The organism is Bosea sp. AS-1, assembly GCF_002220095.1.
Taxonomy (GTDB): domain Bacteria; phylum Pseudomonadota; class Alphaproteobacteria; order Rhizobiales; family Beijerinckiaceae; genus Allobosea.
Map to the genome: position 1 here is coordinate 3,553,780 of NZ_CP022372.1, position 24,389 is coordinate 3,578,168.

Here is a 24,389-nt window from a genome sequence, read left to right on the forward strand (position 1 = left end):
GATGAACCGGATATCCGACCGTCCCGCCTTCTCTCCCAGCCGGCGGGCGCTGCTCGCCTCCGGACTCGCACTTGCCGGCAGCGGGCTCACCGTCTCGGTCGCGCGCAGCGCCGGCAAGGATGTCGTGAACGCGCAGCTGAGCTGGCGGCTCAGCAACAACCAGCTCGGCGAGATCGCCGCGATGAAGCTCGGCTATTACGAGGCCGAGGGCATCGAGCTGAAAATGCAACCAGGCGGTCCGAGCAATGACGGCGTCGCCATCGTCGCCTCCGGCCGCGCCAATGTCGGCCAGCTCTCGTCCTCGCCGTCGCTGCTGCTGGCTGTCTCCCAGGGCATTCCGCTGCGCTGCTTCGCCTCGGCGCTGCAACGGCACCCCTTCACCTTCTTCTCGCTGCCGCGGGCGCCCGTGCGCACGCCGCAGGACATGGTCGGCAAACGCGTCGGCATCCAGGCGACGGCGCGCCCGCTGCTGCGCGGCATGCTGCTGCGCAACGGCCTCAAGGAGAGCGACGTCAAGATCACGGTGATCGGTGCCGAGCTGACGCCGCTGCTCACCGGCCAGGTCGACGTCGCGACGGGCTGGATGTCGAACGGCCTGGCGGTCGGCCCCGACCGGATCGAGCTGCCGCTCTGGGATTGCGGCGTGCGCCTCTACGCCCTGCCCTATTACGCGACGACCGATACGCTGGCGAAGAACAAGGACGTCCTCGCCCGCTTCGTGCGCGCCAGCGCCAAGGGCTGGGCCTTCGCCTATCAGAATGTCGAGAAGGCTGTGGGCTACCTCCTGGAGAACCAGCCCGAGCTCGACGCGGCCAATGCGATGGCGACGGCGAAATCCCTGATCACCTTCGCTTATGACGAAACCACCCGCAGCCAGGGCTGGGGGGCGATGTCGCAGAAACTCTGGCAGGACCAGATCGACCTGTTCCGGGAATTGGGCGAATTCACCGCCCGCGCCCCGTCGGCGGACGAGGTCTTCACGCCGGAGATCCTCGCGCTCACCCAGGATTCGCGTCCGCGCCTCGGCTGAGCGATGACACCATCCCCAGAAGCCAACATGCGGGCGGCACTGGAAGCCGCCCGCGAAAGCCCGAACCGCGTGCGTCAGGTCGGGGCCCGCCTGGAGCTTGCGGACGGCACGACGATCACGGCCTGCAACACCTTTCCGGCCGGCGTCCGCGACCTCCCCGAGCGGCACGAAGGCGACGGCCGCTTCGTCTGGATGGAGCATGCCGAGCGGCACGCGATCTTCGCCGCGGCGCGCCGCGGCAGCGCCACGGCCGGCGCCCGGCTGACGACGACCTTCTTTCCCTGCATCGACTGCGCCCGAGCAATCGTCGACGCGGGGATCACCTGCGTCGAGACGCCCCCGCCCGCCTTTGAAGACGCGGTATGGGGCGAGGCCTTCGTCCGCTCCAGCGTGATCCTCGCGGAAGGCGGCGTGGCCATCCAGCACGTCGTCATTCCTGAGCCTTCGGAGCGCTGACGGCAGTTCGCTGCGCAATCCGGCGGCATGTGACGTCCGATTGGGCTCGATCTCATTACGGCAACGCTTTGAACTAAATATTGTTATATCTGAGTACGCTCGATGGTGCTCTACTCTCCTCCAAGTCGCGATCAACGCGTCATGAGAGGGGATCGTCACCATGCCACGCAACAGACGTGTCTTTCTGCAATCCGCCGCTGCCATGGCCCTTGCCGGCCCCTTGCTTTCCTTCGAAGCGTCCGCGCAAGGCAAGGCCATCGTCAACATGCAGCTCGGCTGGATCGTCGGCGGTAATCAGATCGGCGAAGTCTGCGCCAAGGCGCTCGGCTACTACGATGCCGAAGGCATCGAGATGCGCATCCAGGCCGGCGGCCCCAATGTTGACGGCGTCGCCATCGTCGCCAGCGGTCGGTTCGAGGTCGGTCAGGTCTCGTCCAGCCCGTCGCTGATGCTCGCCGCCTCGCAGGACGTGCCGGTGGTCTGCTTTGCCGCCGGCTGCCAGAAACATCCCTACACTTTCTATTCGCTGAAGAAGAACCCGGTGCGCGAACCGAAGGACTTCATCGGCAAGAAGGTCGGCATCCAGTCCACGGGCATCATCCTGCTGCGTGCCCTGCTGGCGCAGAACAAGATTCCCGAGAAGGACGTCACCATCGTTCCGATCGGCGCGGAGATGACGCCGCTGCTCACCGGCCAGGTCGATGTCGTGACCGGTTGGGAGACCAACACCACCGCGCTCAAGGTCCTCGGCCCCGATCGGGTCGGGATGTCGCTCTGGGACGCCGGGGTGAAGCTCTATGCCCTGCCCTACTACGCGACAGCCGATACGCTGAAGGCGAAGAGCGATCTGCTGGCGAAGTACCTGCGCGCCTCCGCGAAGGGCTGGGCTTACGCTTATGAAAATCGCGACAAGGCGGTGGCGCTTCTGGTCAAGGAATATCCGAATCTGATTGCGGCCGACGAGCGCGAAGCCCTCGATGTGATGCTCTCGTTCTCGTTCGGCCCCCAGACCAAGGCAGAGGGCTGGGGCACGATGGATTCGACCGTCTGGCAGCAGCAGATCGACCTCTATGCGGCGCTGGGCCAGTTCACCAAGCGCACGCCGAAGCTCTCGGAGGTGATGACGCTCGATGTGCTCAGGATGACGGCCGATGCGCGGCCGAGGATCGGTTGATCCGATGGCTTCGCTCGCCATGATGGAACCGCGCCAGAGCGATGCACCGCATCTGTCCGGGAGCACCGCCGTCGGCTGTCACAACCTCTCGGTACGCTTCGTCACCGAGCGGCGCACCGTCACCGCGCTGGAGAATGTCAGCTTCTCCGTCGAAAGCGGCGGCTTCCTCAGCCTGCTGGGGCCTTCCGGCTGCGGCAAGTCGACCTTGCTGCGGGTGGTGGCCGATCTGATCCCACCGAGCTCGGGCCAGGTCACGGTTCTGGGCCAGACCCCGCAACAGGCGCGGCTCCAACGCGCGCTCGGCTTCGTGTTCCAGGATGCCGCCCTGCTGCCCTGGCGTACCGCCTTGCAGAATGTCGAGCTCTCGCTCGAGGTCGGCGGCAGGCCGCGCCTGCCGGCCGGCATGCCGACCCCACGCGAACTGCTCAAGCTCGTCGGGCTGGAGGGCTGGGAAGGTAGCTTTCCGCATGAACTGTCCGGAGGCATGCGCCAGCGTGTCTCGATCGCTCGTGCGCTGCTCGGCGGACCGCGGCTCCTGCTGATGGACGAGCCGTTCGGCGCACTCGACGAGATCACGCGCGACCGGCTGAACGAAGAGCTGCGTCGCATCTGGCGCGAGACCGGCACGACCATCCTGTTCGTCACCCATTCTGTCTATGAGGCGCTCTTCCTCGGCGAGCAGGTCCTGGTGCTGGCCGCCAATCCGGGCCGCGTCGCATCGCTGGTCGATATCGACCTGCCGCGAGATCGCACCCTCGCGATCCGCGAGACACCTGAGTTCATGCGGACCGCCACGATCCTGCGCGCAGCTTTGGGAGGCACGGAATGACGCTCGCCGCCGCGATCCCCCCCGATGCGACCATCTCCGAGGCGGAGGAGAGCTTTCGCCGCGTCCGTCGCCGCGCCCAGATTCGCCGGCGCATCCTGCCCTTCGTCGGCATCGCGATCTTCCTCGGCATCTGGGCCGCTCTGGTCTACCTTTTCAAGGTCCCGCCCTTCGTCGCTCCGACCCCTCTGCTGGTGGCGCAGACGCTGATCGGCAAGGGCGGCGTCCTGCTGTCGAACCTCGTCCCGACCGCGATCGAGGCGCTTTCCGGTTTCCTGCTCGGCAATATCGTCGCGATCGTCATCGCCACCGCCTTCGTCCATAAGAAGACGCTCGAAGAGACTTTCTTCCCGACGGTGGTGCTGATCAACACCATCCCGGTCGTGGCCAAGGCTCCGATCCTCGTGCTGCTGCTGGGCAACGGCATGGAGCCCAAGATCGCGATCGCCGCGCTGATCTGCTTCTTCCCGACGCTGGTGAACATGGTGCGCGGGCTCGAGGCGGTGAACCCGCAGGCGATGGAGCTGATGCGGGTGCTTTCGGCCTCGAAGCGCGAGGTCTTCTTCAAGCTGCGCCTCTACAACTCGCTGCCCTATCTGTTCTCCGCGCTGAAGATCTCGGCCTCGACCTCGGTGGTCGGTGCCATCGTCGGCGAATGGATCGGCTCGAATGTCGGCATCGGCGCATTGATCATCCAGGCGACCTACTCGTTCGACTCGGCCCTGCTCTACGCCACCGTGATCGTCGCCTCCTGCTTCTCGATGCTGTTCTTCCTGACAGTGACCATGCTGGAGCGCCTGATCGTGCGCTGGCAGCCGACCAACGCGCACTGACGCGCCCGTCAAACGTGGAGAGGACCATGACTCCGACCACCATCGCAGAACCGGGCGGGTCCGTTCCCGTCGTCGCCAAGACCGACGTGCTTGTCGTCGGCGGCGGACCGGCCGGCATGGCCGCCGCGATCGCCGCCCGCCGCGAGGGCTGCGCCGTCACCATGGTCGAGCGCTACCCGTATCTCGGCGGCCTCGCCTCCGGCGGCATGGTGCTGGTGCTCGACGACATGCACAACGGCGACGAGGTCACCGTGCAGGGTGTCTGCATGGAGATGATCGAGCGCATGGCGGCACGCGGCGCCTGCGTCTACCCGCCGCCCGAGGAGCGCCGCCAGGACTGGGCGATGCATCGCAAATGGGCGCGCTGGGGCGCCCATGATTTCCGCGCCCAGACCAAGCCGCAGCCGATCGTCATGGCCGCCGCCTTCGACCCCGACGGCTGGAAGCGCGCCGCCAACGAGATGGTAACCGAGGCCAAGCTCGACGTGCGCCTGCACTCCTGGTTCTCGCGCACGCTGGTCGAGAACGGCAAGGTCACCGGCATCGTCTGCGAGACCAAGTCGGGGCGACAGGCGATCCTGGCGGAGACGATCGTCGATGCCTCCGGCGATCTCGACGTAGCCGCCTCGGCCGGCGCGGCCCATGAGAAGGGCTCCTTCATCGTCACGACCGTGTTCCGCCTCGGTGGCGTCGACACCGACGAGGCCGAGCGCTTCCAGCACGAGGAGCCCGAGACCTTCGCCGAGATCGACCGCCAGGCCAAGCGCATCATGGGCGGTTCCTGGGACATGTGGTGGCTGAAGACACCGCTGCCCGGCGTCGTCTGGTGTAATTGCCCGCACATGGCCGGCTTCGACGCGCTTGCGGTCGAGGATCTGACCCGCGCCGATTTCGAGGGTCGCAACAAGCTCTATGCCCTCGTCGACTATGTCCGCGAGCATATGCCCGGCTTCCGCAACTGCTTCGTCGTCGACGTCGCGCCGCAGCTCGGCGTGCGCCAGACCCGGCTGCTGCAAGGCGACTATGTGGTGAGCAAGCGCGACGTGCTCGACCGGGTCCATTTCGCCGACACCGTGGCGCGCGGCCGCGATTACTACACGCCCTATCGCGCCATGCTGCCGCGCGGGCTCGACGGGCTCGTCGTCGCCGGGCGGCATTATTCCGCGACGGAGCAGGCACAGAAGATGTCGCGCGAGATTCCGCCCTGCATGGCGATGGGCCAGTCGGCCGGCGTCGCCGCGGCGCTCGCTGTCGCCGGCGGACAGCGCCTGCGCGATGTCGCTCCGCAGGAGATCTGCAAGCGCGTGCGCGCCCAGGGCGGCGACCCGGGCGACATCCCCTCAACGAACGCCACCATCCTGGAGAATGCCGCGTGACCAACCCCGCCGAACTGCCGCTCGCCGGCATCAAGGTCGTCGACTTCACCCAGGTGATGATGGGGCCCGTCGCGACACAGGTGCTCGGAGACTACGGCGCCGACGTCGTCAAGATCGAGCGGCCGCCTACCGGCGACCTCTCGCGCACATCCTTCCCCAACGACCCAGCCGGGTTGCAGGGGCCGGTGTTCTGCTCGCTCAACCGCAACAAGCGCTCGATCGTGCTCGACCTGCGCAAGCAGGAAGCGAAAGATGCCGTGTTACGGCTGATCGACGAGGCCGATGTCGTCGTGAACAATTTCCGCGCCGGCGTGATGGAGCGAATGGGCTTCTCCTACGAGACGCTCGCCGCCCGCAACCCGCGATTGATCTATGCGGTCGGCACCGGCTTCGGCCTGACCGGTCCCTATGCCCACAAGGGCGGGCAGGACGTGCTGGCTCAGGCGCTTTCGGGCGTGATGCATCGGCGCGCCAACGCCGACCAGCCGCTGGCCGTGCTCTCGACCACTTTCGCCGACTATTCAGCGGGCATGCACATGGTCCAGGGCATCCTGCTGGCGCTGCTGCAACGCCACAAGACCGGCAAGGGACAGCGCATCAGCGTCTCGCTGTTCGATTCGATGCTGGCGGCGCAGACGCAGGAAGCTGCCGCACAGATGATGCGTGGGCGCGAAGTCAACTGGGGCGCCATGCCGCTCACCGGCGTCTTCGAGACGCAGGATGGAGCGCTGGTGATGGTCGGGGCCTTCAAGGCCGATCCGATCGGCGACATCGCCACCGCGCTCGACCTGCCGACGCTGAAGGACGATCCGCGCTTCGCCGGCCATGAGCTGCAGGTCGCCAACAAGTCTGCCTTGCAGGCGATCTTCGCCGAGCGCTTCGCGACGCAGACCACCGCCTATTGGCTGGAGCGGCTGGAACAGCAGGACCTGCTGTGCGCGCCGGTGCGCCAGCTCGCCGAAACCCTCGACGACGAGCAGACCCGCGTGAACGGGATGATTCTCGAAGCGGATGGACCGACCGAGCGCGTGCGCGTGGTCGGCTCGCCGATTCACATGGAAGCCGCGCCGGTCTCGATCCGCATCGTTCCTGCCGGCCTTGGGCAGCATACTGATGAAATCCTGAGCGAGCTTGGGCTCTCGGCCTTCGGAAAGGTCGCCTGATGCCCATCAGCCTTTCCATCGAGGACCATGTCGCCCGCATCACCATCGATCGGCCGGAGGTGCTGAACGCGCTCGACCAGCCGGCCGAGGCTGAGATGGAGGCGATCTGGCGACGCATCGAGGCCGACCCCTCGGTGCGCGTCGCCGTGCTGACCGGCGCCGGCGATCGCGCTTTCTGCACCGGCGCGGACATGCGCAACGTCGATCCGGACCTGACCGGCCTGGCCTATTGGGCCGCGGCCAGGCCGGCGGGCTTTGGCGGCATCGCCTTGCGTCAGACGCTCGACATCCCCGTCATCGCCCGGGTCAATGGCCACGCCGTCGGTGGCGGCTTCGAGATGGTGCTCGGCTGCGACCTCGTGGTGGCGGCCGAGCATGCGAGCTTCGGGCTGACCGAGCCACGTGTCGGCCGGCTGCCGCTCGATGGCGGCATGGTGCTGCTGCAGCGCCAGATCGCGCATCGCCACGCGCTTGGCATGCTGCTGACCGGACGCCGGATCAAGGCGCAGGAAGCGCTCGGCTTCGGCCTCGTCAACGAGGTTGCGGCCCAGGAGGATCTCGACGCGGCGGTGGATCGCTGGGTGCAGGACATCCTGGCCTGCGCGCCCCTTTCGCTGCGCGCGATCAAGCAGGTCATGCGCCGGACAGCCCATCTGTCGCCAACGGAAGCGCAGGCGCTGCGCCTGCCGGCTCTCGTCGCGGCCTTGCAATCGGAGGATTCGAACGAAGGCGTCCGCGCCTTCCGCGAGAAGCGCAAGCCCGTCTGGCAGGGCCGCTGAACCGGAGGCTTGCCATGCCTTTCGTCATTACCGACGCCTGCATCGACATCAAGGACAAGGCCTGCCTCGCGGCCTGTCCGGTCGACTGCATCTACGAAGGCGGGCGCACCCTTTATATCCAGCCCGACGAATGCATCGATTGCGGCCTGTGCGAGACGGTCTGCCCGGTCGCGGCCATCCATGCCGACGATCGGCTGCCGCCGGAACTCGCTGCATGGCCAGCGATCAACCGCGATTTCTTCGGCCCGGAGGTGACCGGCTGGGGCAAGCCCGGCGGCTCCGACATGTCTTTGACGACGACGCGCGATCACCCCACGGTAACGGCCTGGCCGAGAAAGGCCGCGACCTGAGGATAGCCAGCCATGCATGCCCCCGCCCTGTTCTACTTCCGGGAGGTCGCGCGGCTTGGCTCGATCCGGCGTGCAGCCGCGCAGCTCAACGTTGCCGCCAGCGCCATCAACCGCCAGATCCTCAAGCTGGAAGACGAGTTCGGCGGGCCGCTTTTCGACCGTTTGCCCGCCGGCATGCGCCTGACCGTCGCAGGCACCTTGCTGCTGCAGCACGTCGCCTCCACGATCGAGGCTTACGGACAGGTTCGCGCCGCGATCGATGACCTTCGCGAAGCCCGCTCGGGACACGTCACGATTGCGGCGCTGGATTCCCTCCTGGTCGACTTCCTGCCCCGTGCCCTGGCACGCTTCGGCAGGGACTTTCCCGCCATCAATCACACCGTGCTCGCCGCGCCCCCCGCGGAGGTGGCCGACATGGTCGGCAGCGGGGCTGTCGATATCGGGCTGACCTTCGTCAGCCCGCTGCCGGCGAACGTGCACTTCATCGCGGAAGTCCCGGCGCCGATCGGTGTCGTCATGCCGGTCGATCATCCTTTGACGGCGCGCCTGAGCGTCAGCTTCGAGGAGGCGCTGTCCTATCCCGTGCTCGATCAGTCCGGACCGTTGCCGCGCGGCGCCGACACCGACGCCGATTTCAGCCAGTTCAAGGCCCTGCTCAAGCCGAAAGTGACCTCGAACTCGATCCAGATGATCCGGGTCTGCATCGAGCTCGGGCTCGGCATCGCCTTCTTCACGCGGCTCGGGTTCCTGAAGGAAATCGAGCACGGTGAGATCGCATGGCGCCCGCTGGCCTCGCCCGGCGTGAATGCGTTGCGCATCGGCATGATCACGGCAGCCAACCGCCTGCAATCGCCCCCAGCCGTCCAGCTTTCCAAGAGCTTGGTGAAGGATCTTCGTCGGCTGACGGCAAGCTGAACCCGATTTGGCAGGCTGCCACATCGGCCGAGGCGCCGGGATCGCCGACCTTCGCAAGACGACCAGCCGCCGTCAGCGACACCGGGGTGCTGCTCCGGGGCCATCAGCCCCGACAGGTTCCCGTGAGGAGCCCGGCGGTGCTCCGATCAATTATCGTCGTCATCGTCATCGCGCCAGCGACGGCGGTAGTATCGGCGCCTCCGCTCCCATTCGCGCTCACGCTCGCGTTCGTAGCGATATCTCCGGTAGCGCTCGTAGCGGTCTCTGCGGTCTTCCCATTCAGAGGGCGCCTCAAAGAACTGCGCATTCGCAGCTCCAGCTGCCGCGGCGCTCGTAATGGTTCCGCCTATCAGGGCAGTGAGGAAATCTCGCCGGTTCATTGGTCGCGCTCCTCTGGTTCGTCGCGATATCGGCAGGGTTTGGTCCGCCGGAGATGAACGGACGATGAGCGAAACGGTTTCGCACCCTTACCGAGCCAGAGCAGAGTTGGTCGGAGGGTGGGATCCAGCAGCTGTTCGAGCTGTTGGTTTTCGTGACGAGCCAGCAACGTGCCAAGGCTCATATAACCCTCCGAGCAGGGGGAGCTCAAAATGCCTGTCGATTTTCGCCTGGATTTTCAGCCGACTAGGCCAGCTTTCGAAGGTGGCGCGGTCTACGGGAATCGAACCCGTCTTCCCAGCGTGAAAGGCTGGTGTCCTAACCGATAGACGAAGACCGCGTGCTCTCTGCGGCCGGGGCCGCGTCTCGAAGCGGGGCGAGGTATAGTGGGGGGATTGCCGCTCTGCAAGCACCCGTTCACAAGAATCGTGAGCCGGCCTCCTGGTTTTCGCTCGGACCCGGCTGCGGGCTCAGACGGGCCTTGCGAGATCGAGGACACGCAGCTCCGCCGTCTCGTTGCCGCCCCAGCGATTGAGGCTGAGCGTCGCAGCGAGATGGACGGTCTCGCCGCGCGCCGCGAGCAACGCCTGCCCGAGCGGTTCCTGTGCCGCGCGGAAGGCTACACCGCCGATGCTGGCGCCATCGCCGCTGCGCAGCTTGACGCGGACATGGCCGCCGCTACCGACCGGGATGGCATCGATCAGCCTGTGAGCGGGGAAGACGAAGACCGGCTCGGGGCTACCAGCCCCGAAGGGGCCTGCCTTCTCGATCTCGGCAATCAGGCGCGGACTGGCGCCGCCGGCGCTCAAGGCGGCATCGACCAGCAACGCTTCGGCTTCGCTGGCGCCTGCGACTTCACTGGCGAGATGCGCGTTCAGGAATGCGTGAAAGCCATTGGCCTGCCCCGGCCCGAGCGTAACCCCGGCCGCCATGGCGTGGCCGCCGCCCTTCACAGCCATGCCGGCCTCCACCGCCGCCCGCACGGCCCGCCCCAGATCGACGCCGGCGACCGAGCGGCCGGAACCCGTGGCCCCGCCCTCCCCGTTCAGTGCCAGGGCAAAAGCCGGGCGCCGGAAGCGCTCCTTCAACCGGGCCGCAACCAGCCCGACGATGCCAGGGTGCCAGTCGGCGCTGGCAGCGAGCAGGACGGGAAGGTCGCTGCCTGCCTTCTCGAACTCGTGCTCGGCCTGCGAGACCGCTTCCAGCACGGCAACGCGCTCGATTTCCTGGCGCTCCTGGTTAAGACGGTTGAGCTCGGCGGCGATGGCGCGCGCCTCGACCTCGTCGGCGGTCAGCAGCAGGCGGGCGCCGAGCGCGGCATCGCCGATGCGCCCGCCCGCATTGATGCGCGGGCCGAGCAGGAAGCCGAGATGCCATGGCTGGACCGGCCCATCGAGCCCTGCGACATCCATCAGCGCGGTCAGGCCCGGCCGGATGCGGGCGCGCATCATGGCGATGCCCTGCCGGACGAAGGCGCGGTTCAGTCCCCGCAGCGGCACGACGTCGGCGACCGTCGCCAGCGCCACGAGATCCAGCGCTGCGAGGAGATCGGGTTCGCCGCCCCGTTGCGCCCAGACGCCCTGCCGGCGCAGTTCCCGGCTGGTCGCGACGAGGGCCAGGAAGACGACGCCAGCCGCGCAGAGATGGCCGAGACCGGAGAGATCGTCCTGGCGGTTGGGGTTGACCAACGCCTCGACGGCGGGAAGCCGCTCCGGCGCCTGGTGATGGTCGAGCACGACGACATCGAGGCCGAGCCGGCGCGCCTCGGCCAACGGCTCCTCGCTGGTGGTGCCGCAATCGACCGTGACGAGGAGTGTTGCCCCCTCGCCGGCGAGCATGCGGATCGCCTCGCTGTTGGGGCCATAGCCCTCGATCAACCGATCCGGAATATGGATGCGCGGGCGGGCGCCCGCCTGTTGCAGGAAGCCGGCGAGCAGGGCCGATGAGCAGGCGCCATCGACATCGTAGTCGCCGAAGATCGCGACCTGCTCGCCGCTGGCGCCAGCCCGGGCCAGTCGCGCTGCGGCGGCGACCATGTCGGTGAGCACGACAGGATCGGGCAGGAGATCGCGCAGCTTCGGCTCGAGGAAGCGCAACGCCTCGGCCGGCTCGACATCGCGGGCCGCGAGCAGGCGAGCGAGGATGTCGGCCAACCCCTGCTGCTGGCTCAGCGCCTCCGCGCGGCCGAGGCCGGCCATGTCGAGCCGGTCGCGCCAGGGCCGGCCGAGCACCGAGCGAGTCACGCCGAGAAAGGCACGGGGCTGCATGAGACTCATGATGCAACCGGCGTCGCGCAAGCGGGCCGGAAGGTCAACCTGCGTCGAACTTGGCCGGCCTGCGACCGGACGCCATACTGTGCACAAGCACCGACAAGCTGGCGAACGGGCAGGGAACACGCATGGGAGCTGAAACCGACGTCCTCATCGTCGGCGCCGGGCTGTCTGGCCTCGTCGCCGCCTGCGAGATCGCCGATGCCGGCCGCAAGGTCGTCCTTCTCGACCAGGAGCCGGAAGCCTCGCTCGGCGGGCAGGCATTCTGGTCCTTCGGCGGGCTATTCTTCATCGACAGCCCCGAACAGCGCCGCCTGCGCATCCGCGATTCGCGCGAGCTGGCGCGGGACGACTGGTTCGGCTCGGCCGGCTTCGACCGCGCGGAGGATGAATGGCCGCGGCGCTGGGCCGAAGCCTATCTCGATTTCGCTGCGGGCGAGAAGCGGGCCTGGCTGCACGGCATGGGCATGCGCTGGTTCCCGGTCGTCGGCTGGGCCGAGCGCGGCGGCTATCTCGCCACCGGCCACGGCAATTCGGTGCCACGCTTCCACGTCACCTGGGGCACGGGACCTGGCGTTCTGGAGCCCTTCCTCCGCAGGGCACGGGAAGCGCAGGCGAAGGGACTGCTGTCCTTTCGTTTCCGTCATCGGGTTACCGGGATCACCAAGAGCGATGGCGCGGTCGACGGCGTCGAGGGCGAGGTGCTGGAGCCGAGCACCGCTGGACGTGGCGAGAAGAGCGGCCGTGCCGTCGCCGGGCATTTCACGCTAAAGGCGCAGACGGTCGTCGTCACCTCCGGCGGGATCGGCGGCAATCACGAGCTCGTCCGGGCAAACTGGCCGGAGCGGCTGGGCATGCCCCCTGCCCGGCTGCTGTCGGGCGTGCCGGACCATGTCGACGGCGCGATGCTCGGCGTGGCGGAAGCGGCCGGCGGGCGCCTCATCAATGGCGACCGGATGTGGCATTATGTCGAGGGCATCGCCAACTGGGCGCCGATCTGGCCCAACCATGCGATCCGCATCCTGCCCGGCCCGTCCTCGCTCTGGTTCGATGCGCGCGGCAACCGCCTGCCGGTGCCGCTCTTTCCCGGCTTCGACACGCTGGGCACTCTCGAGCACATCATGAAGACCGGCTACAGCCATTCCTGGTTTGTGCTGAGCCGTAGCATCATCGCCAAAGAGTTCGCGCTGTCGGGCTCCGAGCAGAACCCGGACCTGACCGGGAAGAGCTGGCGGCAGGTGCTGAAACGCGCCGGCGGCGGCGTGCCGGGGCCGGTGCAGGCCTTCATGGACAAGGGCGAGGATTTCATCGTCGAGAGCGACTTCTCGCGCCTCGTCGCACGCATGAACGCAATCGCCGGCGAACCATTGATCGACGAGACGCATCTGCGTGGACAGGTCGAGGCGCGCGACCGGGCGCTCGCCAATCCCTTCGGCAAGGACATGCAGGTAACGGCGCTGCGTGGGGCGCGGAACTATCTCGGCGATCGGTTGATCCGCACGGCGAAGCCCCACCGCATCCTCGATCCGGCCCACGGACCGCTGATCGCGGTCCGGCTCAACATCCTGACGCGAAAATCGCTCGGCGGTTTGATGACGGATCTGTCTTCGCGCGTCCTGGACACGGGCGGCGAGCCGGTACCGGGTCTTTATGCGGCGGGGGAAGCGGCCGGCTTCGGCGGCGGCGGCCTGCACGGCTACCGGGCGTTGGAAGGAACCTTCCTCGGCGGCTGCATCTTTTCGGGCCGCGCCGCCGGTCGGGCGGCTGCGGAAGCTGTCGTTTGATCAGTTCGCACGCTATCCCGGACAAGCCGCGTGAGCGGCGTCGATCCGGGATTCATGCATGAATCGTTCCGGCATGGATCCCGGGTCTCCCTTTGGTCGCCCGGGAAGACCCAGCCAGGGACGATTATCAGTCGAGCTGGAACTTCGAGAACTCGCGGTGCTCGCCATAGATGCGGCGGACCGTGCCGGTGATCGAGCGATAGACGATCGTCTCGGTCTCGATGACATCCTGACCGAAGCGCACGCCCGAGAGCAGGCCGCCATCGGTAACGCCCGTGGCGCAGACGATGACGTCGCCCGAGGCCATCTCGGCCATGTCGTATTTGTGGTTCGGATCCTTGACGCCCATGGTCGCGGCGCGCTGGCGCTTCTCCTCGGTGTCGAGGATCAGCCTGCCCTGCATCTGGCCGCCCACGCAGCGCAGCGCGGCCGCCGCGAGCACGCCTTCCGGGGCACCGCCGATGCCGAGATAGAGATCGATCCCGGTCTTCTCGGGCTGGGTGCAGAAGATCACGCCGGCGACATCGCCGTCGGTGATCAGGCGGATCGAGCAGCCGGTCTTGCGAACCTCCTCGATCAGCTTGGCATGGCGCGGGCGGTCCATGATCAGCGTCGAGATCTCGCTGGGCTTCACGCCCTTGGCCTTGGCCAGCGCCGCGATGTTGTCGGCCGGCGAGGCATCGAGGTCGATGATGCCCTGCGGATAGCCCGGACCGATCGCGATCTTGTCCATGTAGACGTCGGGAGCATAGAGCAGGCTGCCGGCGCCGGCCATCGCCATCACGGCGATCGAGCCGGGCATGTCCTTGGCGCAAAGTGTCGTGCCTTCGAGCGGATCGACGGCGATATGGACCTTCGGGCCCTGCTTGTTGCCGACCTTCTCGCCGATGAAGAGCATCGGCGCCTCGTCGCGCTCGCCTTCGCCGATGACGATCTCGCCGTCGATCGGCAGGCGGTTCAATTCGCGGCGCATCGCATCGACGGCGGCTTGGTCGGCGGCCTTCTCGTTACCGTGGCCGCGCCAGCGGGCGGCGGAGACAGCGGCGCGCTCGGTGACGCGCACGAGTTCCATCGAGAGATAGCGCTCGATGATCTGGTCGGGGGAGATGCGAAGATCGACGGACATGAAATGGAGTCCCCTTTGCAAAGGAATGGCTGGTGCGACGCTAGGGCCGGATGATGTCAGAGCAGGATTGGCGCGAAAAACCGGTTCCCACTTTTTCGCATCCTGCTCTAGGCCTGTTCCCGCTCTATGCGAATAACTTGCGGCGGTTCCGCGACATGACCGTCGGCCGAGACTTTTTCCAGCGCGGCGCGGATCGCGGATTCACTGGTGGCGTAAGTGATGAGCACGACCGGAACGGGCGCGCCGGAGCGGCCGCCGGGATCGCGATTGACCGCTTCCGGCGAGCGGCGCTGGACGATACTTTCCAGCGAAATGTCGGCCTCGGCCATGCGGGTCGCGATCGAGGCAGCGGCGCCGGGACGGTCCGCCACGGCAAGGCGAACATAGTAGCCGCCCTCATGACGCTGCATCGGGGCGCGGGTCGGCTCCTCGAGGCGGCCGATCGGCAGGCCGAAAGGCAGCCCGGCCGTGCCACGGGCGACATCGGCGATATCGGCGACGACGGCCGAAGCGGTAGGGTCGCCGCCGGCACCGGGGCCTACCAGGGTAATCTCGCGCACTGCGTCGGCATCGATGCTGACGGCGTTGAGCACGCCCATCACCTGCGCGATGGCCGAGGATTTCGGCACCATGGTCGGATGGACGCGCTGCTCGATGCCGGTCTTGGTGCGTTCGGCGACGCCGAGCAGCTTGATGCGGTAGCCGAGCTCGTCGGCCATCTTGAGGTCGAGCGGCGTGATCGCCGAAATGCCTTCGACATGAATCGCTTCGGCGTCGATCTTCGTACCGAAGGCGAGGCTGGTCAGGATGGCGAGCTTGTGGGCAGTGTCGAAGCCCTCGACATCGAAGGTCGGATCGGCTTCGGCATAACCGAGGCGCTGTGCGTCCTTCAGGCAAGCCTCGAAGGTCAGCCCCTCCTCCTCCATCCGGGAGAGGATGTAGTTGCACGTGCCGTTGAGGATGCCGGAGATGCGGCTGACATTGTTCCCGGCCAGCGCCTCGCGCAGCGTCTTCACCACCGGGATGCCGCCGGCCGAGGACGCCTCGAAGGCGAGCGCCGCGCCCCTGCTCTCGGCCAGCTCGGCGAGCGCGACGCCATGGGCCGCGAGCAGGGCCTTGTTGGCCGTGACGACCGGCTTGCCGGCGCGCAGCGCAGCCTCGACCGCGGCCTTGGCCGGGCCGTCCGAGCCGCCCATCAGCTCGACGAGGCAATCGATCTCATCGGACTTTGCCAGCGCCACCGGATCGTCGAACCAAGCCAGGCCGCCGAGATCGACGCCGCGGTCGCGCTTGCGGTCGCGCGCCGAAACCGCCGTGACGCGGATCGTTCGGCCGCAACGCGCGGCGAGTGCGTTTTCCTGCCGTCGCAAGATCCGCAGCACCGAGGCGCCGACCGTGCCGAGACCGGCAATGCCGATACGCAAAGGCTGGGACTGGGTCGAAATGATCGCGCTGGTCATGGGCGCGGGGTCGCATGGGGCGCGATGCGTGTCAACGGAGAGCGACGTTCCATAGCGTGTGAAATCGCGCCTCCACGATCAGCGCTCGGCCGAAACGACGAAGGCGGAAAGAGCTCCTTCGATCGGGCCGGATCCGAAGCGGCGCTCCAGAGCCTCCGCCACGGCCTCGGTCGCGGCCGCGAGGCCAGGTGCCCCCCGCGCCTCGATCTCGCCGCGGGTCGGCGTGCCCTGGCAGAGGCCGGTCGCGACATCGAGCGCGGTTTGAGCACGGGAGCGTTTCTCGACGCGCTCGATTGCCGGCAGCGGGAAGCCCCCTGCCATGACATCGAGTTCGATCATCGCGACATCGTGGTAGCCATGCGGCGTGCGCGCAAGGAAACGCGGAGGGTCGGCGGGAAACAGCTCGGCCAGCACATCCAGCATGACCGCGGTGAAATCATTGCGCTCGACCGTATCCCAGACATTGAACAGAAAGCGCCCGCCCGGCTTCAGGACGCGTCGCGCCTCGGCATAGCCCTTCGGCTTGTCAGGAAAGAACATCGCCCCGAACTGGCAGGCGACGACGTCGAAGCTCTCGTCCGGGAATGGCAGCTCGAGCGCATCGGCGTGCTGGCAGACAACCCTGTCATTGCCAGCGAACCGCGCGGCAGCGAGGTCGAGCATCGCCGGGTTGAGGTCGGTCGCGACGATGCTGACCCCGTCGAGATGGGTCACCATCGCCCGTGTCAGCGCGCCCGTTCCGGCGGCGATCTCGAGGATGCGCGCGGGCCGGGCTGTCGCGATGCGAGCGGCCAGATCCTCGGCATAGGGTTGAAAGATCACAGGAACGAGCAACTGCTCGTAGATCTGCGGAACGGGACCGGCGAAAACCTTGTCCGTGGCTTCCATGGCAGCACCTGTTGCAGCAGCCCCCGACAAGCTACTCCAATGGCTAACCTAACGGAATTGCCTTGTTCAGATCTGCAGTCGCGGTGCCTGCCTCAGCCGAAGTGGCAGACGACCTCGGCGGCGACGCGCTTGACCTTGCCCTCCTCGAAGGACAGGTAAACCCGCAGCAGGTTGCTGACGAAGGCGGTCGACTTGATCGTGTGCATCGCTTCGAGCGTCTGGCCTTCCGAGACGGTGCTGTTCTCGACATCGGGCTTCCAGAACCACGGCTTCGGCGGATCGATCGTTGCGTCGGCGAGGATGCGCTCGGCCTCCGCCCGCTCGGTGCCCAGCGGAATCCGCCGCGAGACGACGTCGGTCACGTCGCGGGCGCATTCGCGGGCATTGCCCGACGATGCCAGCACATCCCGAACCAGCTCGGAATTGGTGTCGGTGATGCGCCCCTTGGAATAGTCGTAGGTCGCCACGAGGCAGACCACCGCGAAGACGGCGAAGCCGATGCCGAGCAGGCGGCCTTTTCGTTGCATGGAAGCGACCCCCGGACGCGATGCGGAATCTCCTTCCCGCACCCGTCCGGGTTCCCATGTTTTTGACGGCGGGTCCAGCCCCGCCGCGCCGATCGTCACTGCCGAGTCCCAAAGCGACGATGGCTGTGGCGCCCTACCCCGCCTTCGGCATCTGGATCACGTTATGCAGCGTCGTGTCGGCGCTCTTCAGGAAGCGGCCGATATTGCGCGCCGCCTGACGGATGCGCTGCTCGTTCTCGACGATGGCGATGCGGACATAATCGTCGCCATGCTCGCCGAAGCCGATGCCCGGCGCCACCGCAACCTCGGCCTTCTCGATCAGCAGCTTCGAGAACTCCAGCGAGCCGAGATGGCGGAACTTCTCCGGGATCGGCACCCAGGCGAACATCGAGGCCTCCGGCGCCGGGAACTCCCAGCCGGCCTTGCCGAAGCTTTCGACCAGCGCGTCGCGGCGCTTGCGATAGGTCTCGCGCATCTCGCGGATGCAATCCTCGGGACCGTTGAGCGCGGCGGCCGCCGCGACCTGGATCGGCGTATAGGCACCGTAGTCGAGATAGGACTTCACGCGCGCCAGCGCCGCGAGCAGGCGCTCGTTGCCGACCGCGAAGCCCATGCGCCAGCCGGCCATCGAGAAGGTCTTCGACATCGAGGTGAATTCGACCGCGACATCGATCGCGCCCGGTACCTGCAGCATCGAGGGCGGCGGGTTGTTCTCGTCGAAATAGACTTCGGCATAGGCGAGGTCCGAGAGCAGGATGAGCTCGTGCTTCTTCGCGAAGGCGACGAGGTCGCGGTAGAAATCGAGCGTGGCGACATAAGCCGTCGGGTTCGCTGGATAGCAGGTGACGAGCGCGATTGGCTTCGGCACCGAATGCATCACCGCCCGCTCCAGCGCCGGGAACATCGCCGGGGTCGGCTCCGCCGGAACGGAACGGATCACACCGCCCGCCATCAGGAAGCCGAAGGCGTGGATCGGATAGCTCGGATTGGGCACCAGCACGACGTCGCCCGGGCCGGTGATGGCCTGCGCCATGTTGGCGAAGCCCTCCTTCGAGCCAAGCGTGGCGACGACCTGGGTCTCCGGGTTGAGCTTCACGTCGAAGCGACGCTGATAATAGTTCGCCTGGGCGCGGCGCAGGCCAACGATACCCTTGGAGGCGGAGTAGCGGTCGGTGCGCGGCTTGCCGGCGGTCTCGACAAGCTTCTCGATGACGTGCTTCGGCGCTGGAAGGTCGGGATTGCCCATGCCGAGGTCGATGATGTCCACGCCCTTGGCGCGCTCGGCTGCCTTGATCTTGTTGACCTGTTCGAAAACATAGGGCGGCAGGCGCTTGATGCGGTGAAAATCGGTCATTTCGAACAAATCCCAAGGCCGCCAGGGATAGCGGCATGTTTGCGCGTGGTCACTTCCTTGCGCCGAAGCTGCTTAGCACCGCATCTTTGTTCAGGACAGGGCCGAAAACGCAAGAAATTGCGACATGCGGCTTATCGGCGACAGACGCCGGCGGCCGCTGGCCGCGTCGGATCGACGAGAGCGGGTCAGTTCGTCGGCGGAATCTGCGCGGGCTTGGGCGGCGTCGTCGATGCGCCGAGCGCCTTGGCCGTGTCGGCGGCCGCCTGGTTGGACTTCTGCTGGGCATCGAGCCGGCTCTCGATCCCCTTGAAGTCCGAGCGCGGCTTGCACGCCGCGTTGGGGTCGACGATCGGCTTGGGCGCGGCGAAATGGGCGGACTGACCGCTCGGCGTGTAGGCCGGCGGCGGATTCGGGCCCGCGCAGAGCTGCGCCACCGGGATCGTGGTACCAACCGGGATGTACGCCATGTCGGCCGGCCGAGTCGCGCGCACGAACCCTTTCGACTCCTGTGGCGTCGTCGCCATGCCGATGGCCTGGGCCGGTCCCTTCAGGCCCTCCTCTCCCGCACAGCCCGCCAGCGCAATGCCGGTCAACAGCACCGCCGACAGGAGAAGCGGCATTTTCGCGGTGAGATCGGTCGGCATGAGGACTTCCGGCTGTTCGACGAATTTTCTTGGTAAAGCACAGCAGCTGCGTCCTTAATAGGACCAAAATGGGGAGCGATGCGCTAACCTCAAACAATAAGGGGATCCGACTCATGGGCCGGCAGGGTGACGACCGATCGAAGGAAGCTGCGGGGGCCCCGAAAGCGGCGACCCCGGATTTCGATCAGTTCGCCCAGAACATGGGCCGGCTCTTCGAGGAGTACGGCAAGGTCACGGCGGCCTATCTGAAGCCGATCGAGCGCGGGCAGGCCAAGACCGGCCAGGCCGACGAGGCCAGCGACATGGTCAAGACACTCGGCCGGGTGGCCGAGCGCTGGACCAAGGACCCGGGCAAGATCATCGAAGCCCAGGCTTCGCTCACCGGCGAATTCTTCAATCTGTGGAGCGCCTCGCTGAAGCGCGCCAGCGGCGAGGAGGTCGCACCCATCGCCGAGCCCGACAAGCGCGATTCCCGCTTCAAGGACCCGGACTGGTCGAATCATCCGACCTTCGACTTCATCAAGCAGGCCTATCTGATCGGCTCGCGCTGGGCCGAGACCATGGTCGAGAAGGCCGACAACCTCGACCCGCATACCCGCGAGAAGGCGCGCTTCTACATCAAGCAGATCGCGAGCGCGCTCTCGCCGACCAATTTCATCGCGACCAACCCGGAGCTGCTGCGCGAGACCCTGCAGCAGAACGGCGACAATCTGGTGCGCGGCATGAAGATGTTCGCCGAGGATGTCGAAGCCGGAGGCGGCGAGCTCAAGATCCGCCAGTCGGATGCCGGCTCCTTCGAGGTCGGCGTCAACATAGCGACCACGCCGGGCAAGGTGATCTTCCGCGACGACGTAATGGAGCTGATCCAGTACGCGCCGACGACGCCGCAGGTACTGAAGCGGCCGCTGCTGATCGTGCCGCCTTGGATCAACAAGTTCTATATCCTCGACCTCAACCCGGAGAAGAGCTTCATCCGCTGGTGCGTCGAGCAGGGGCTGACCGTGTTCTGCATCTCCTGGGTCAACCCGGATGCTCGCCATGCCGGCAAGGATTTCGAGAGCTATATGCGCGAGGGCATCTTCGCGGCGCTCGATACGATCGAGGAGGCGACCGGCGAAAAGAAGGTCTCGGCCATCGGCTATTGCGTCGGCGGGACGCTGCTCGGCGTGACGCTGGCCTATATGGCCGCCATCGCCGACAAGCGGATCGAGAGCGCGACCTTCTTCACCACGCAGGTCGATTTCTCCAAGGCCGGCGAGCTCTCGGTCTTCGTCGACGAAGAGCAGATCCGCGCGATCGAGGAACAGATGGCGCGAACCGGTTATCTCGACGGCTCGCGCATGGCAGGCGCCTTCAACATGCTGAGGCCGAACGACCTGATCTGGTCCTACGCCGTCAACAACTACCTCAAGGGCAAGGCCCCTGCCCCCTTCGATCTGCTCTACTGGAACTCGGATTCGACGCGGATGCCGGCGGCGAACCATTCCTTCTATCTGCGCAATTGCTACCTCGACAACACGCTCTCCAGAGGCGAGATGCACATCGCCGGCAAGAGACTCGACCTCAAGGCGGTGAAGATCCCGATCTACAATCTCGCGACGCGCGAGGACCACATCGCCCCTGCCCCCTCCGTCTTCATCGGCTCGCAATGCTTCGGCGGCCCGGTGGAGCACGTGGTCGCGGGCTCGGGCCATATCGCGGGCGTGGTCAATCCGCCCGCCAAGGTGAAGTACCAGTATTGGACGGGCGGGCCGGCGAAGGGCTCCTTCGACACCTGGATGGCCAAGGCGCAGGAGCATCCGGGTTCCTGGTGGCCGCACTGGTTCTCCTGGCTGGAGGCCCAGGCCCCGAAGAAAGTCGCGGCCCGCGAGCCCGGGGGCGGCAAGCTCGAAGCTTTGGCGGATGCGCCGGGCACCTATGTGAAGGTAAAGGTCTAACCGCTTCCTCACCTCCTGCCGCGACGCGCGCTCCTGCGGCCATGTCTGCCGGTGCGCCGAAGGCTACTTTCCGTGCGGCGGCGACTCCGGCTAGAGAGCGGCCTTTTGCGAGGCCGTGTCGATGAAAGCTTTGAGAATTCTCCTGATCGTCGTGATCGCCGCGGTGGCAACGGTGGGCTGGCGTTGGTTCCAGTATGTCAGCAACACCCAGAGCCCCTATGACGAGGTCGGTATCGAGCTGAACAGCCGGATGCCGGGCCCCATCAACAAATGGGGCTGCGACAAGCTGCATGCGAACTTCGGCAACGTGCTTCCGCCCTATGGCTGCCAGGCCGGAAGCGACGGGCGCCAGTGGCGCTGAGGCTGGGCCGCCCGAAACCGGCCCTGTCATTGTAGTCGCAAACAAAAAGCCGGCCCAAAGGCCGGCTTTTCTCAGGTTCTGATTACCGCCGCTCAGTACTTGCGGACGACCGGGTGGACCGGAATGGTCTGGGCCGGATCGTCCCAGCGGTAGGTCAGGCCGGCCGACACCACATGGACATAGGGCTTCGCCTCGGCGGTGTAGAACACGGCGCCCTGTTGCGGATGCGCGCCGTTGTAGTTCACCTTGGCCTTCTTCACGTCGATATAGGTGTAGCCGAGATCGAGCTTGATCTTGTCGGTGAGCTGATAGCTCGCACCGGCAGAGAGCCAGAGACGGTCGTTATCGGAGATGTAGATCGTCCGGTTGCGATCGTTCACGGCCGACAGTTCGTAGCCGACACCGGCGCGCAGGGTGAGCGCGTTGCTGTACTTGTATTCGGCGCCGAGCGAGAAATACCAAGCGTCGTCATACTGGAAATTCAGGCTGCTGACCGGCCTGCCGCCGAGACGGCTGACGATCGGAATATTGCGGAAACGGCTCCAGTTCGTCCATTCCACGCCCGCATGGACCTGCCACTGGTCGTTGATGACCTGCGAGATGCCGAAGACCACCGAATCCGGCAGGTTGAGGTTGGCCTTGACCGGAAGCGCCGGAGGGGCGCCCGGGGCACCACGCAGCTTGCCTTCCAGCGTCTGGCGGATCTCCGAGCGATAGGCCAGGCCGATATTGGTGCCCTGGAACGGCGTCAGCGTGAAGCCGAAACGATAGCCGAAGTCGACGGTGTCACCTTCGAGGATGACCGGTGCCGCCGACGGACCGATGCCGTTCGCCTGCTTGAGGCTGGCGTCGAAATACTGAATTTGCAGCGCGGCACCGATCGAGAGCCAGTCATTCACCTTGTAGCCGATGGTCGGCGAGACGTTGACGGTCGTCACCTTTGCGGAGCGGCCGTAGATCTGGGCGGCGTGCACCTGGTTGTCGGCCTTGGAGCGCAGGCCGTAAGGGGCGCCGGTCGTCATGCCGATCCAGAAGCGATCCGTCAGCTGCCAGGCCGAGTAGGACGCGGGAATGAAACCGCCATCGCCACCGAGATTGCCGGTGCCGTTCTGAATCGGGCTCGCCGGACCGAACGGCGAGCCGAGCCGCGTGGTCGAGGTCGGCTGATAGTCACCGTTGGCGTTGAGATAGGTGAAGTTCCAGTTGCTGGTCCGACCGGGGAACATGGTGATGGTCGCCGGGTTCCAGGCCATCGAGCCCATGCCGATGCCGCCAGCGGCCGCACCGGCATAAGCCATGCCGAGACCTTCGGCGCTCTGGCCGCTGCGGACGGCGAAAGAACTGGCGGAAGCCGCGCCCGCCGCCATGAGGGCAGCCAGAGAAACCGAAGCGGCAGCGACGCTGCGAACGAGGCCCTTCATCGAGTCCATCCCGTTTGTCGTTGTTCGAGGCATGAGCGCCTCGCTCGATTCGGAGCATGACCTGAGCCGATTTCGGCCGCAATCCCGCCCTACACGCCTAAAATCTGCCGTATCGGGCTCGCATTCAGCGACGCAGCCAGCAAAAACCGCTCAAAACGCCTCATTTTGAAGGCGGCTCATCGTGTTCGATTCAAAAAAGATCGTTCACATACGAACTATTGCCGACTTTTGAGGGTTTCAGCCTGACCATACGGCATTTATACGTCTTCCTGCCGATCTATCGCTTTGCCTGACCGCGTTGCATTCCGGCAACAATTTCCCGGCCCCGGGTGACGCGGGCTCGCCATGCATGCCGACAGGCTTGTCATTGCGGGGCACATCCGGTCAGATCACGCGCCATTTATATCGTTTGAAATGAGGTAACGCCTTGAAACTCCTCCGCTATGGTGCGCCCGGCCAGGAAAAGCCGGGTCTTCTCGATGCAAAGGGCGGGTTGCGCGACCTGTCCGGCGTCATTCCGGACCTCGCCGGCAAGGCCTTGACCTCCGCCTCGCTCGCCAAGATCAAGGCGCTCTCGCCGGAATCGCTGCCGCTCGTCTCGGGCTCGCCGCGGATCGGCGCCTGCGTCGGCGATGTGCACAACTTCATCGCCGTCGGCTTGAACTTCGCCGACCATGCGGCCGAGACCGGTGCCGAGATCCCGAAGGAGCCGATCCTCTTCAACAAGGCGCCGAACTGCATCGTCGGCCCCTATGATGACGTGATCATCCCGAAGGGCTCCAAGAAGACCGACTGGGAGGTCGAGCTGGCGATCGTGATCGGCGACGGCGGCTCCTACATTCCCGAAGACAAGGCGATGGCCGCCATCGCCGGCTTCTGCGTCTGCAACGACGTCTCCGAGCGCGAGTTCCAGACGGAGCGGGGCGGCCAGTGGGCCAAAGGCAAGGGCTGCCCGACTTTCGGCCCGCTCGGCCCCTGGCTGGTGACGCCCGACGAGGTCAAGGATGTCCAGAACCTCGCCATGTGGCTCGAGGTCGACGGCGAGCGCGTCCAGAACGGCTCGTCGAAGACCATGATCTTCGGCTGCGCCTATCTGGTGCACTACATCAGCCAGTTCATGCGGCTCGATCCGGGCGATGTCATCACCACCGGCACGCCTCCGGGCGTCGGCCTTGGCTTCAAGCCGCCGCGCTTCCTGAAGGGCGGTGAGGTCGTGACCCTCGGCATCGAAGGCCTCGGCGACCAGAAACAGAACTTCGTCGCCTACAAGGGCTGAGCATCTTCGCTCGACGAAAATGGAAAGGGCCGCGCAAGCGGCCCTTTTTCTTCTTGATCCA

The 24,389-nt window shown here is 66.3% G+C and carries 22 protein-coding genes and 1 tRNA gene; 14 read left to right on the plus strand and 9 right to left on the minus strand.

What is annotated here, in order from left to right; genetic code table 11:
* Position 1 precedes the first annotated feature (1 nt).
* The 10 genes from CE453_RS18700 to CE453_RS18745 all read left to right on the plus strand — a co-directional run bounded on the left by CE453_RS18700 (position 2) and on the right by CE453_RS18745 (position 8,902).
* Positions 2-1,030 carry an ABC transporter substrate-binding protein gene (locus tag CE453_RS18700; RefSeq protein WP_089175943.1) on the plus strand — a complete coding sequence of 343 codons (1,029 nt, stop codon included), beginning with the start codon at positions 2-4 and terminating at the stop codon, positions 1,028-1,030.
* A gap of 27 nt (positions 1,031-1,057) precedes the next feature.
* Entirely contained in the window at positions 1,058-1,486 is a 429-nt protein-coding gene (locus tag CE453_RS18705; protein ID WP_157733095.1) for a CMP deaminase, read from the plus strand.
* A 160-nt stretch (positions 1,487-1,646) separates the two neighbouring features.
* On the plus strand, positions 1,647-2,660 hold the full coding sequence (locus CE453_RS18710) for an ABC transporter substrate-binding protein (protein ID WP_089175945.1): 1,014 nt from the start codon (positions 1,647-1,649) through the stop codon (positions 2,658-2,660).
* 4 nt (positions 2,661-2,664) lie between these two features.
* Positions 2,665-3,489 (plus strand): ABC transporter ATP-binding protein, encoded by an 825-nt coding sequence (locus CE453_RS18715; protein ID WP_089178009.1) that lies wholly within the window; start codon positions 2,665-2,667, stop codon positions 3,487-3,489.
* Positions 3,486-4,319 carry an ABC transporter permease gene (locus tag CE453_RS18720; RefSeq protein WP_089175946.1) on the plus strand — a complete coding sequence of 278 codons (834 nt, stop codon included), beginning with the start codon at positions 3,486-3,488 and terminating at the stop codon, positions 4,317-4,319. The genes CE453_RS18715 and CE453_RS18720 overlap by 4 nt, the downstream gene beginning before the upstream one ends.
* Before the next feature lie 26 nt (positions 4,320-4,345).
* Positions 4,346-5,695: an FAD-dependent oxidoreductase gene (locus tag CE453_RS18725; RefSeq protein WP_089175947.1), complete on the plus strand. Its 1,350-nt coding sequence runs from the start codon at positions 4,346-4,348 to the stop codon at positions 5,693-5,695.
* On the plus strand, positions 5,692-6,858 hold the full coding sequence (locus tag CE453_RS18730) for a CaiB/BaiF CoA transferase family protein (protein WP_089175948.1): 1,167 nt from the start codon (positions 5,692-5,694) through the stop codon (positions 6,856-6,858). Before CE453_RS18725 ends, CE453_RS18730 begins: the two co-directional genes overlap by 4 nt.
* Positions 6,858-7,637, plus strand: a complete 780-nt coding sequence (locus CE453_RS18735) for an enoyl-CoA hydratase-related protein (RefSeq protein ID WP_089175949.1) — start codon at positions 6,858-6,860, stop codon at positions 7,635-7,637. The genes CE453_RS18730 and CE453_RS18735 overlap by 1 nt, the downstream gene beginning before the upstream one ends.
* Before the next feature lie 14 nt (positions 7,638-7,651).
* Complete coding sequence (fdxA, locus tag CE453_RS18740) at positions 7,652-7,987, plus strand: ferredoxin (protein ID WP_089175950.1); 336 nt, start codon at positions 7,652-7,654, stop codon at positions 7,985-7,987.
* A 12-nt stretch (positions 7,988-7,999) separates the two neighbouring features.
* Positions 8,000-8,902, plus strand: coding sequence for a LysR family transcriptional regulator (locus tag CE453_RS18745; RefSeq protein WP_089175951.1), 903 nt, complete (start codon positions 8,000-8,002; stop codon positions 8,900-8,902).
* A gap of 643 nt (positions 8,903-9,545) precedes the next feature.
* Here CE453_RS18745 and CE453_RS18750 read toward each other — a convergent pair.
* Positions 9,546-9,620: transfer RNA gene (locus tag CE453_RS18750), tRNA-Glu, on the minus strand.
* A gap of 130 nt (positions 9,621-9,750) precedes the next feature.
* Complete coding sequence (gene recJ, locus CE453_RS18755; protein ID WP_198302150.1) at positions 9,751-11,556, minus strand: single-stranded-DNA-specific exonuclease RecJ; 1,806 nt, start codon at positions 11,554-11,556, stop codon at positions 9,751-9,753.
* 122 nt (positions 11,557-11,678) lie between these two features.
* Between recJ and CE453_RS18760 the strand changes: the two genes are divergently transcribed.
* Positions 11,679-13,334, plus strand: coding sequence for an FAD-binding dehydrogenase (locus CE453_RS18760; RefSeq protein ID WP_089175952.1), 1,656 nt, complete (start codon positions 11,679-11,681; stop codon positions 13,332-13,334).
* 127 nt (positions 13,335-13,461) lie between these two features.
* Here the strand turns inward: CE453_RS18760 and glpX are convergent, their stop codons facing one another.
* The 6 genes from glpX to CE453_RS18790 form a co-directional block, all read right to left on the minus strand.
* The gene (gene glpX, locus CE453_RS18765) at positions 13,462-14,460 is read right to left on the minus strand and encodes a class II fructose-bisphosphatase (RefSeq protein ID WP_089175953.1); all 999 of its coding nucleotides are present in this window, start codon (positions 14,458-14,460) and stop codon (positions 13,462-13,464) included.
* A 107-nt stretch (positions 14,461-14,567) separates the two neighbouring features.
* Entirely contained in the window at positions 14,568-15,920 is a 1,353-nt protein-coding gene (locus CE453_RS18770; protein ID WP_089175954.1) for a homoserine dehydrogenase, read from the minus strand.
* A gap of 78 nt (positions 15,921-15,998) precedes the next feature.
* Positions 15,999-16,808 carry a class I SAM-dependent methyltransferase gene (locus tag CE453_RS18775; RefSeq protein ID WP_089175955.1) on the minus strand — a complete coding sequence of 270 codons (810 nt, stop codon included), beginning with the start codon at positions 16,806-16,808 and terminating at the stop codon, positions 15,999-16,001.
* Positions 16,809-16,900: 92 nt separating this feature from the next.
* Complete coding sequence (locus CE453_RS18780) at positions 16,901-17,335, minus strand: hypothetical protein (protein ID WP_089175956.1); 435 nt, start codon at positions 17,333-17,335, stop codon at positions 16,901-16,903.
* Between the two features lie 133 nt (positions 17,336-17,468).
* A complete protein-coding gene (locus CE453_RS18785) occupies positions 17,469-18,689 on the minus strand; it encodes an LL-diaminopimelate aminotransferase (protein WP_089178011.1) in 1,221 nt (406 codons plus the stop codon).
* A gap of 185 nt (positions 18,690-18,874) precedes the next feature.
* Complete coding sequence (locus tag CE453_RS18790; RefSeq protein ID WP_089175957.1) at positions 18,875-19,333, minus strand: hypothetical protein; 459 nt, start codon at positions 19,331-19,333, stop codon at positions 18,875-18,877.
* A gap of 113 nt (positions 19,334-19,446) precedes the next feature.
* Between CE453_RS18790 and phaC the strand changes: the two genes are divergently transcribed.
* The gene (phaC, locus tag CE453_RS18795) at positions 19,447-21,270 is read left to right on the plus strand and encodes a class I poly(R)-hydroxyalkanoic acid synthase (protein WP_089175958.1); all 1,824 of its coding nucleotides are present in this window, start codon (positions 19,447-19,449) and stop codon (positions 21,268-21,270) included.
* Between the two features lie 121 nt (positions 21,271-21,391).
* Positions 21,392-21,631: a hypothetical protein gene (locus CE453_RS18800; protein WP_089175959.1), complete on the plus strand. Its 240-nt coding sequence runs from the start codon at positions 21,392-21,394 to the stop codon at positions 21,629-21,631.
* Between the two features lie 92 nt (positions 21,632-21,723).
* Here CE453_RS18800 and CE453_RS18805 read toward each other — a convergent pair whose 3' ends face one another.
* Positions 21,724-23,052: an OmpP1/FadL family transporter gene (locus CE453_RS18805; protein ID WP_157733096.1), complete on the minus strand. Its 1,329-nt coding sequence runs from the start codon at positions 23,050-23,052 to the stop codon at positions 21,724-21,726.
* 427 nt (positions 23,053-23,479) lie between these two features.
* Here CE453_RS18805 and CE453_RS18810 point away from each other — a divergent pair, with 427 nt between their 5' ends.
* Complete coding sequence (locus CE453_RS18810) at positions 23,480-24,328, plus strand: fumarylacetoacetate hydrolase family protein (protein WP_089175961.1); 849 nt, start codon at positions 23,480-23,482, stop codon at positions 24,326-24,328.
* Positions 24,329-24,389: the final 61 nt, after the last annotated feature.

What these genes read in the sequence shown, in the direction of transcription:
- CE453_RS18705 (WP_157733095.1), top strand. Translation starts at nt 1,058, where the DNA reads ATGCGGGCGGCACTGGAAGCCGCCCGCGAAAGCCCGAACCGCGTGCGT.
- CE453_RS18700 (WP_089175943.1), top strand. Translation starts at nt 2, where the DNA reads ATGAACCGGATATCCGACCGTCCCGCCTTCTCTCCCAGCCGGCGGGCG.
- CE453_RS18770 (WP_089175954.1), bottom strand. Translation starts at nt 15,920, where the DNA reads ATGACCAGCGCGATCATTTCGACCCAGTCCCAGCCTTTGCGTATCGGC.
- CE453_RS18710 (WP_089175945.1), top strand. Translation starts at nt 1,647, where the DNA reads ATGCCACGCAACAGACGTGTCTTTCTGCAATCCGCCGCTGCCATGGCC.
- CE453_RS18780 (WP_089175956.1), bottom strand. Translation starts at nt 17,335, where the DNA reads ATGCAACGAAAAGGCCGCCTGCTCGGCATCGGCTTCGCCGTCTTCGCG.
- phaC (WP_089175958.1), top strand. Translation starts at nt 19,447, where the DNA reads ATGGGCCGGCAGGGTGACGACCGATCGAAGGAAGCTGCGGGGGCCCCG.
- recJ (WP_198302150.1), bottom strand. Translation starts at nt 11,556, where the DNA reads ATGAGTCTCATGCAGCCCCGTGCCTTTCTCGGCGTGACTCGCTCGGTG.
- CE453_RS18775 (WP_089175955.1), bottom strand. Translation starts at nt 16,808, where the DNA reads ATGGAAGCCACGGACAAGGTTTTCGCCGGTCCCGTTCCGCAGATCTAC.
- CE453_RS18785 (WP_089178011.1), bottom strand. Translation starts at nt 18,689, where the DNA reads ATGACCGATTTTCACCGCATCAAGCGCCTGCCGCCCTATGTTTTCGAA.
- CE453_RS18760 (WP_089175952.1), top strand. Translation starts at nt 11,679, where the DNA reads ATGGGAGCTGAAACCGACGTCCTCATCGTCGGCGCCGGGCTGTCTGGC.
- CE453_RS18790 (WP_089175957.1), bottom strand. Translation starts at nt 19,333, where the DNA reads ATGCCGACCGATCTCACCGCGAAAATGCCGCTTCTCCTGTCGGCGGTG.
- glpX (WP_089175953.1), bottom strand. Translation starts at nt 14,460, where the DNA reads ATGTCCGTCGATCTTCGCATCTCCCCCGACCAGATCATCGAGCGCTAT.
- CE453_RS18735 (WP_089175949.1), top strand. Translation starts at nt 6,858, where the DNA reads ATGCCCATCAGCCTTTCCATCGAGGACCATGTCGCCCGCATCACCATC.
- CE453_RS18725 (WP_089175947.1), top strand. Translation starts at nt 4,346, where the DNA reads ATGACTCCGACCACCATCGCAGAACCGGGCGGGTCCGTTCCCGTCGTC.
- CE453_RS18805 (WP_157733096.1), bottom strand. Translation starts at nt 23,052, where the DNA reads ATGAAGGGCCTCGTTCGCAGCGTCGCTGCCGCTTCGGTTTCTCTGGCT.
- CE453_RS18800 (WP_089175959.1), top strand. Translation starts at nt 21,392, where the DNA reads ATGAAAGCTTTGAGAATTCTCCTGATCGTCGTGATCGCCGCGGTGGCA.
- CE453_RS18745 (WP_089175951.1), top strand. Translation starts at nt 8,000, where the DNA reads ATGCATGCCCCCGCCCTGTTCTACTTCCGGGAGGTCGCGCGGCTTGGC.
- fdxA (WP_089175950.1), top strand. Translation starts at nt 7,652, where the DNA reads ATGCCTTTCGTCATTACCGACGCCTGCATCGACATCAAGGACAAGGCC.
- CE453_RS18720 (WP_089175946.1), top strand. Translation starts at nt 3,486, where the DNA reads ATGACGCTCGCCGCCGCGATCCCCCCCGATGCGACCATCTCCGAGGCG.
- CE453_RS18715 (WP_089178009.1), top strand. Translation starts at nt 2,665, where the DNA reads ATGGCTTCGCTCGCCATGATGGAACCGCGCCAGAGCGATGCACCGCAT.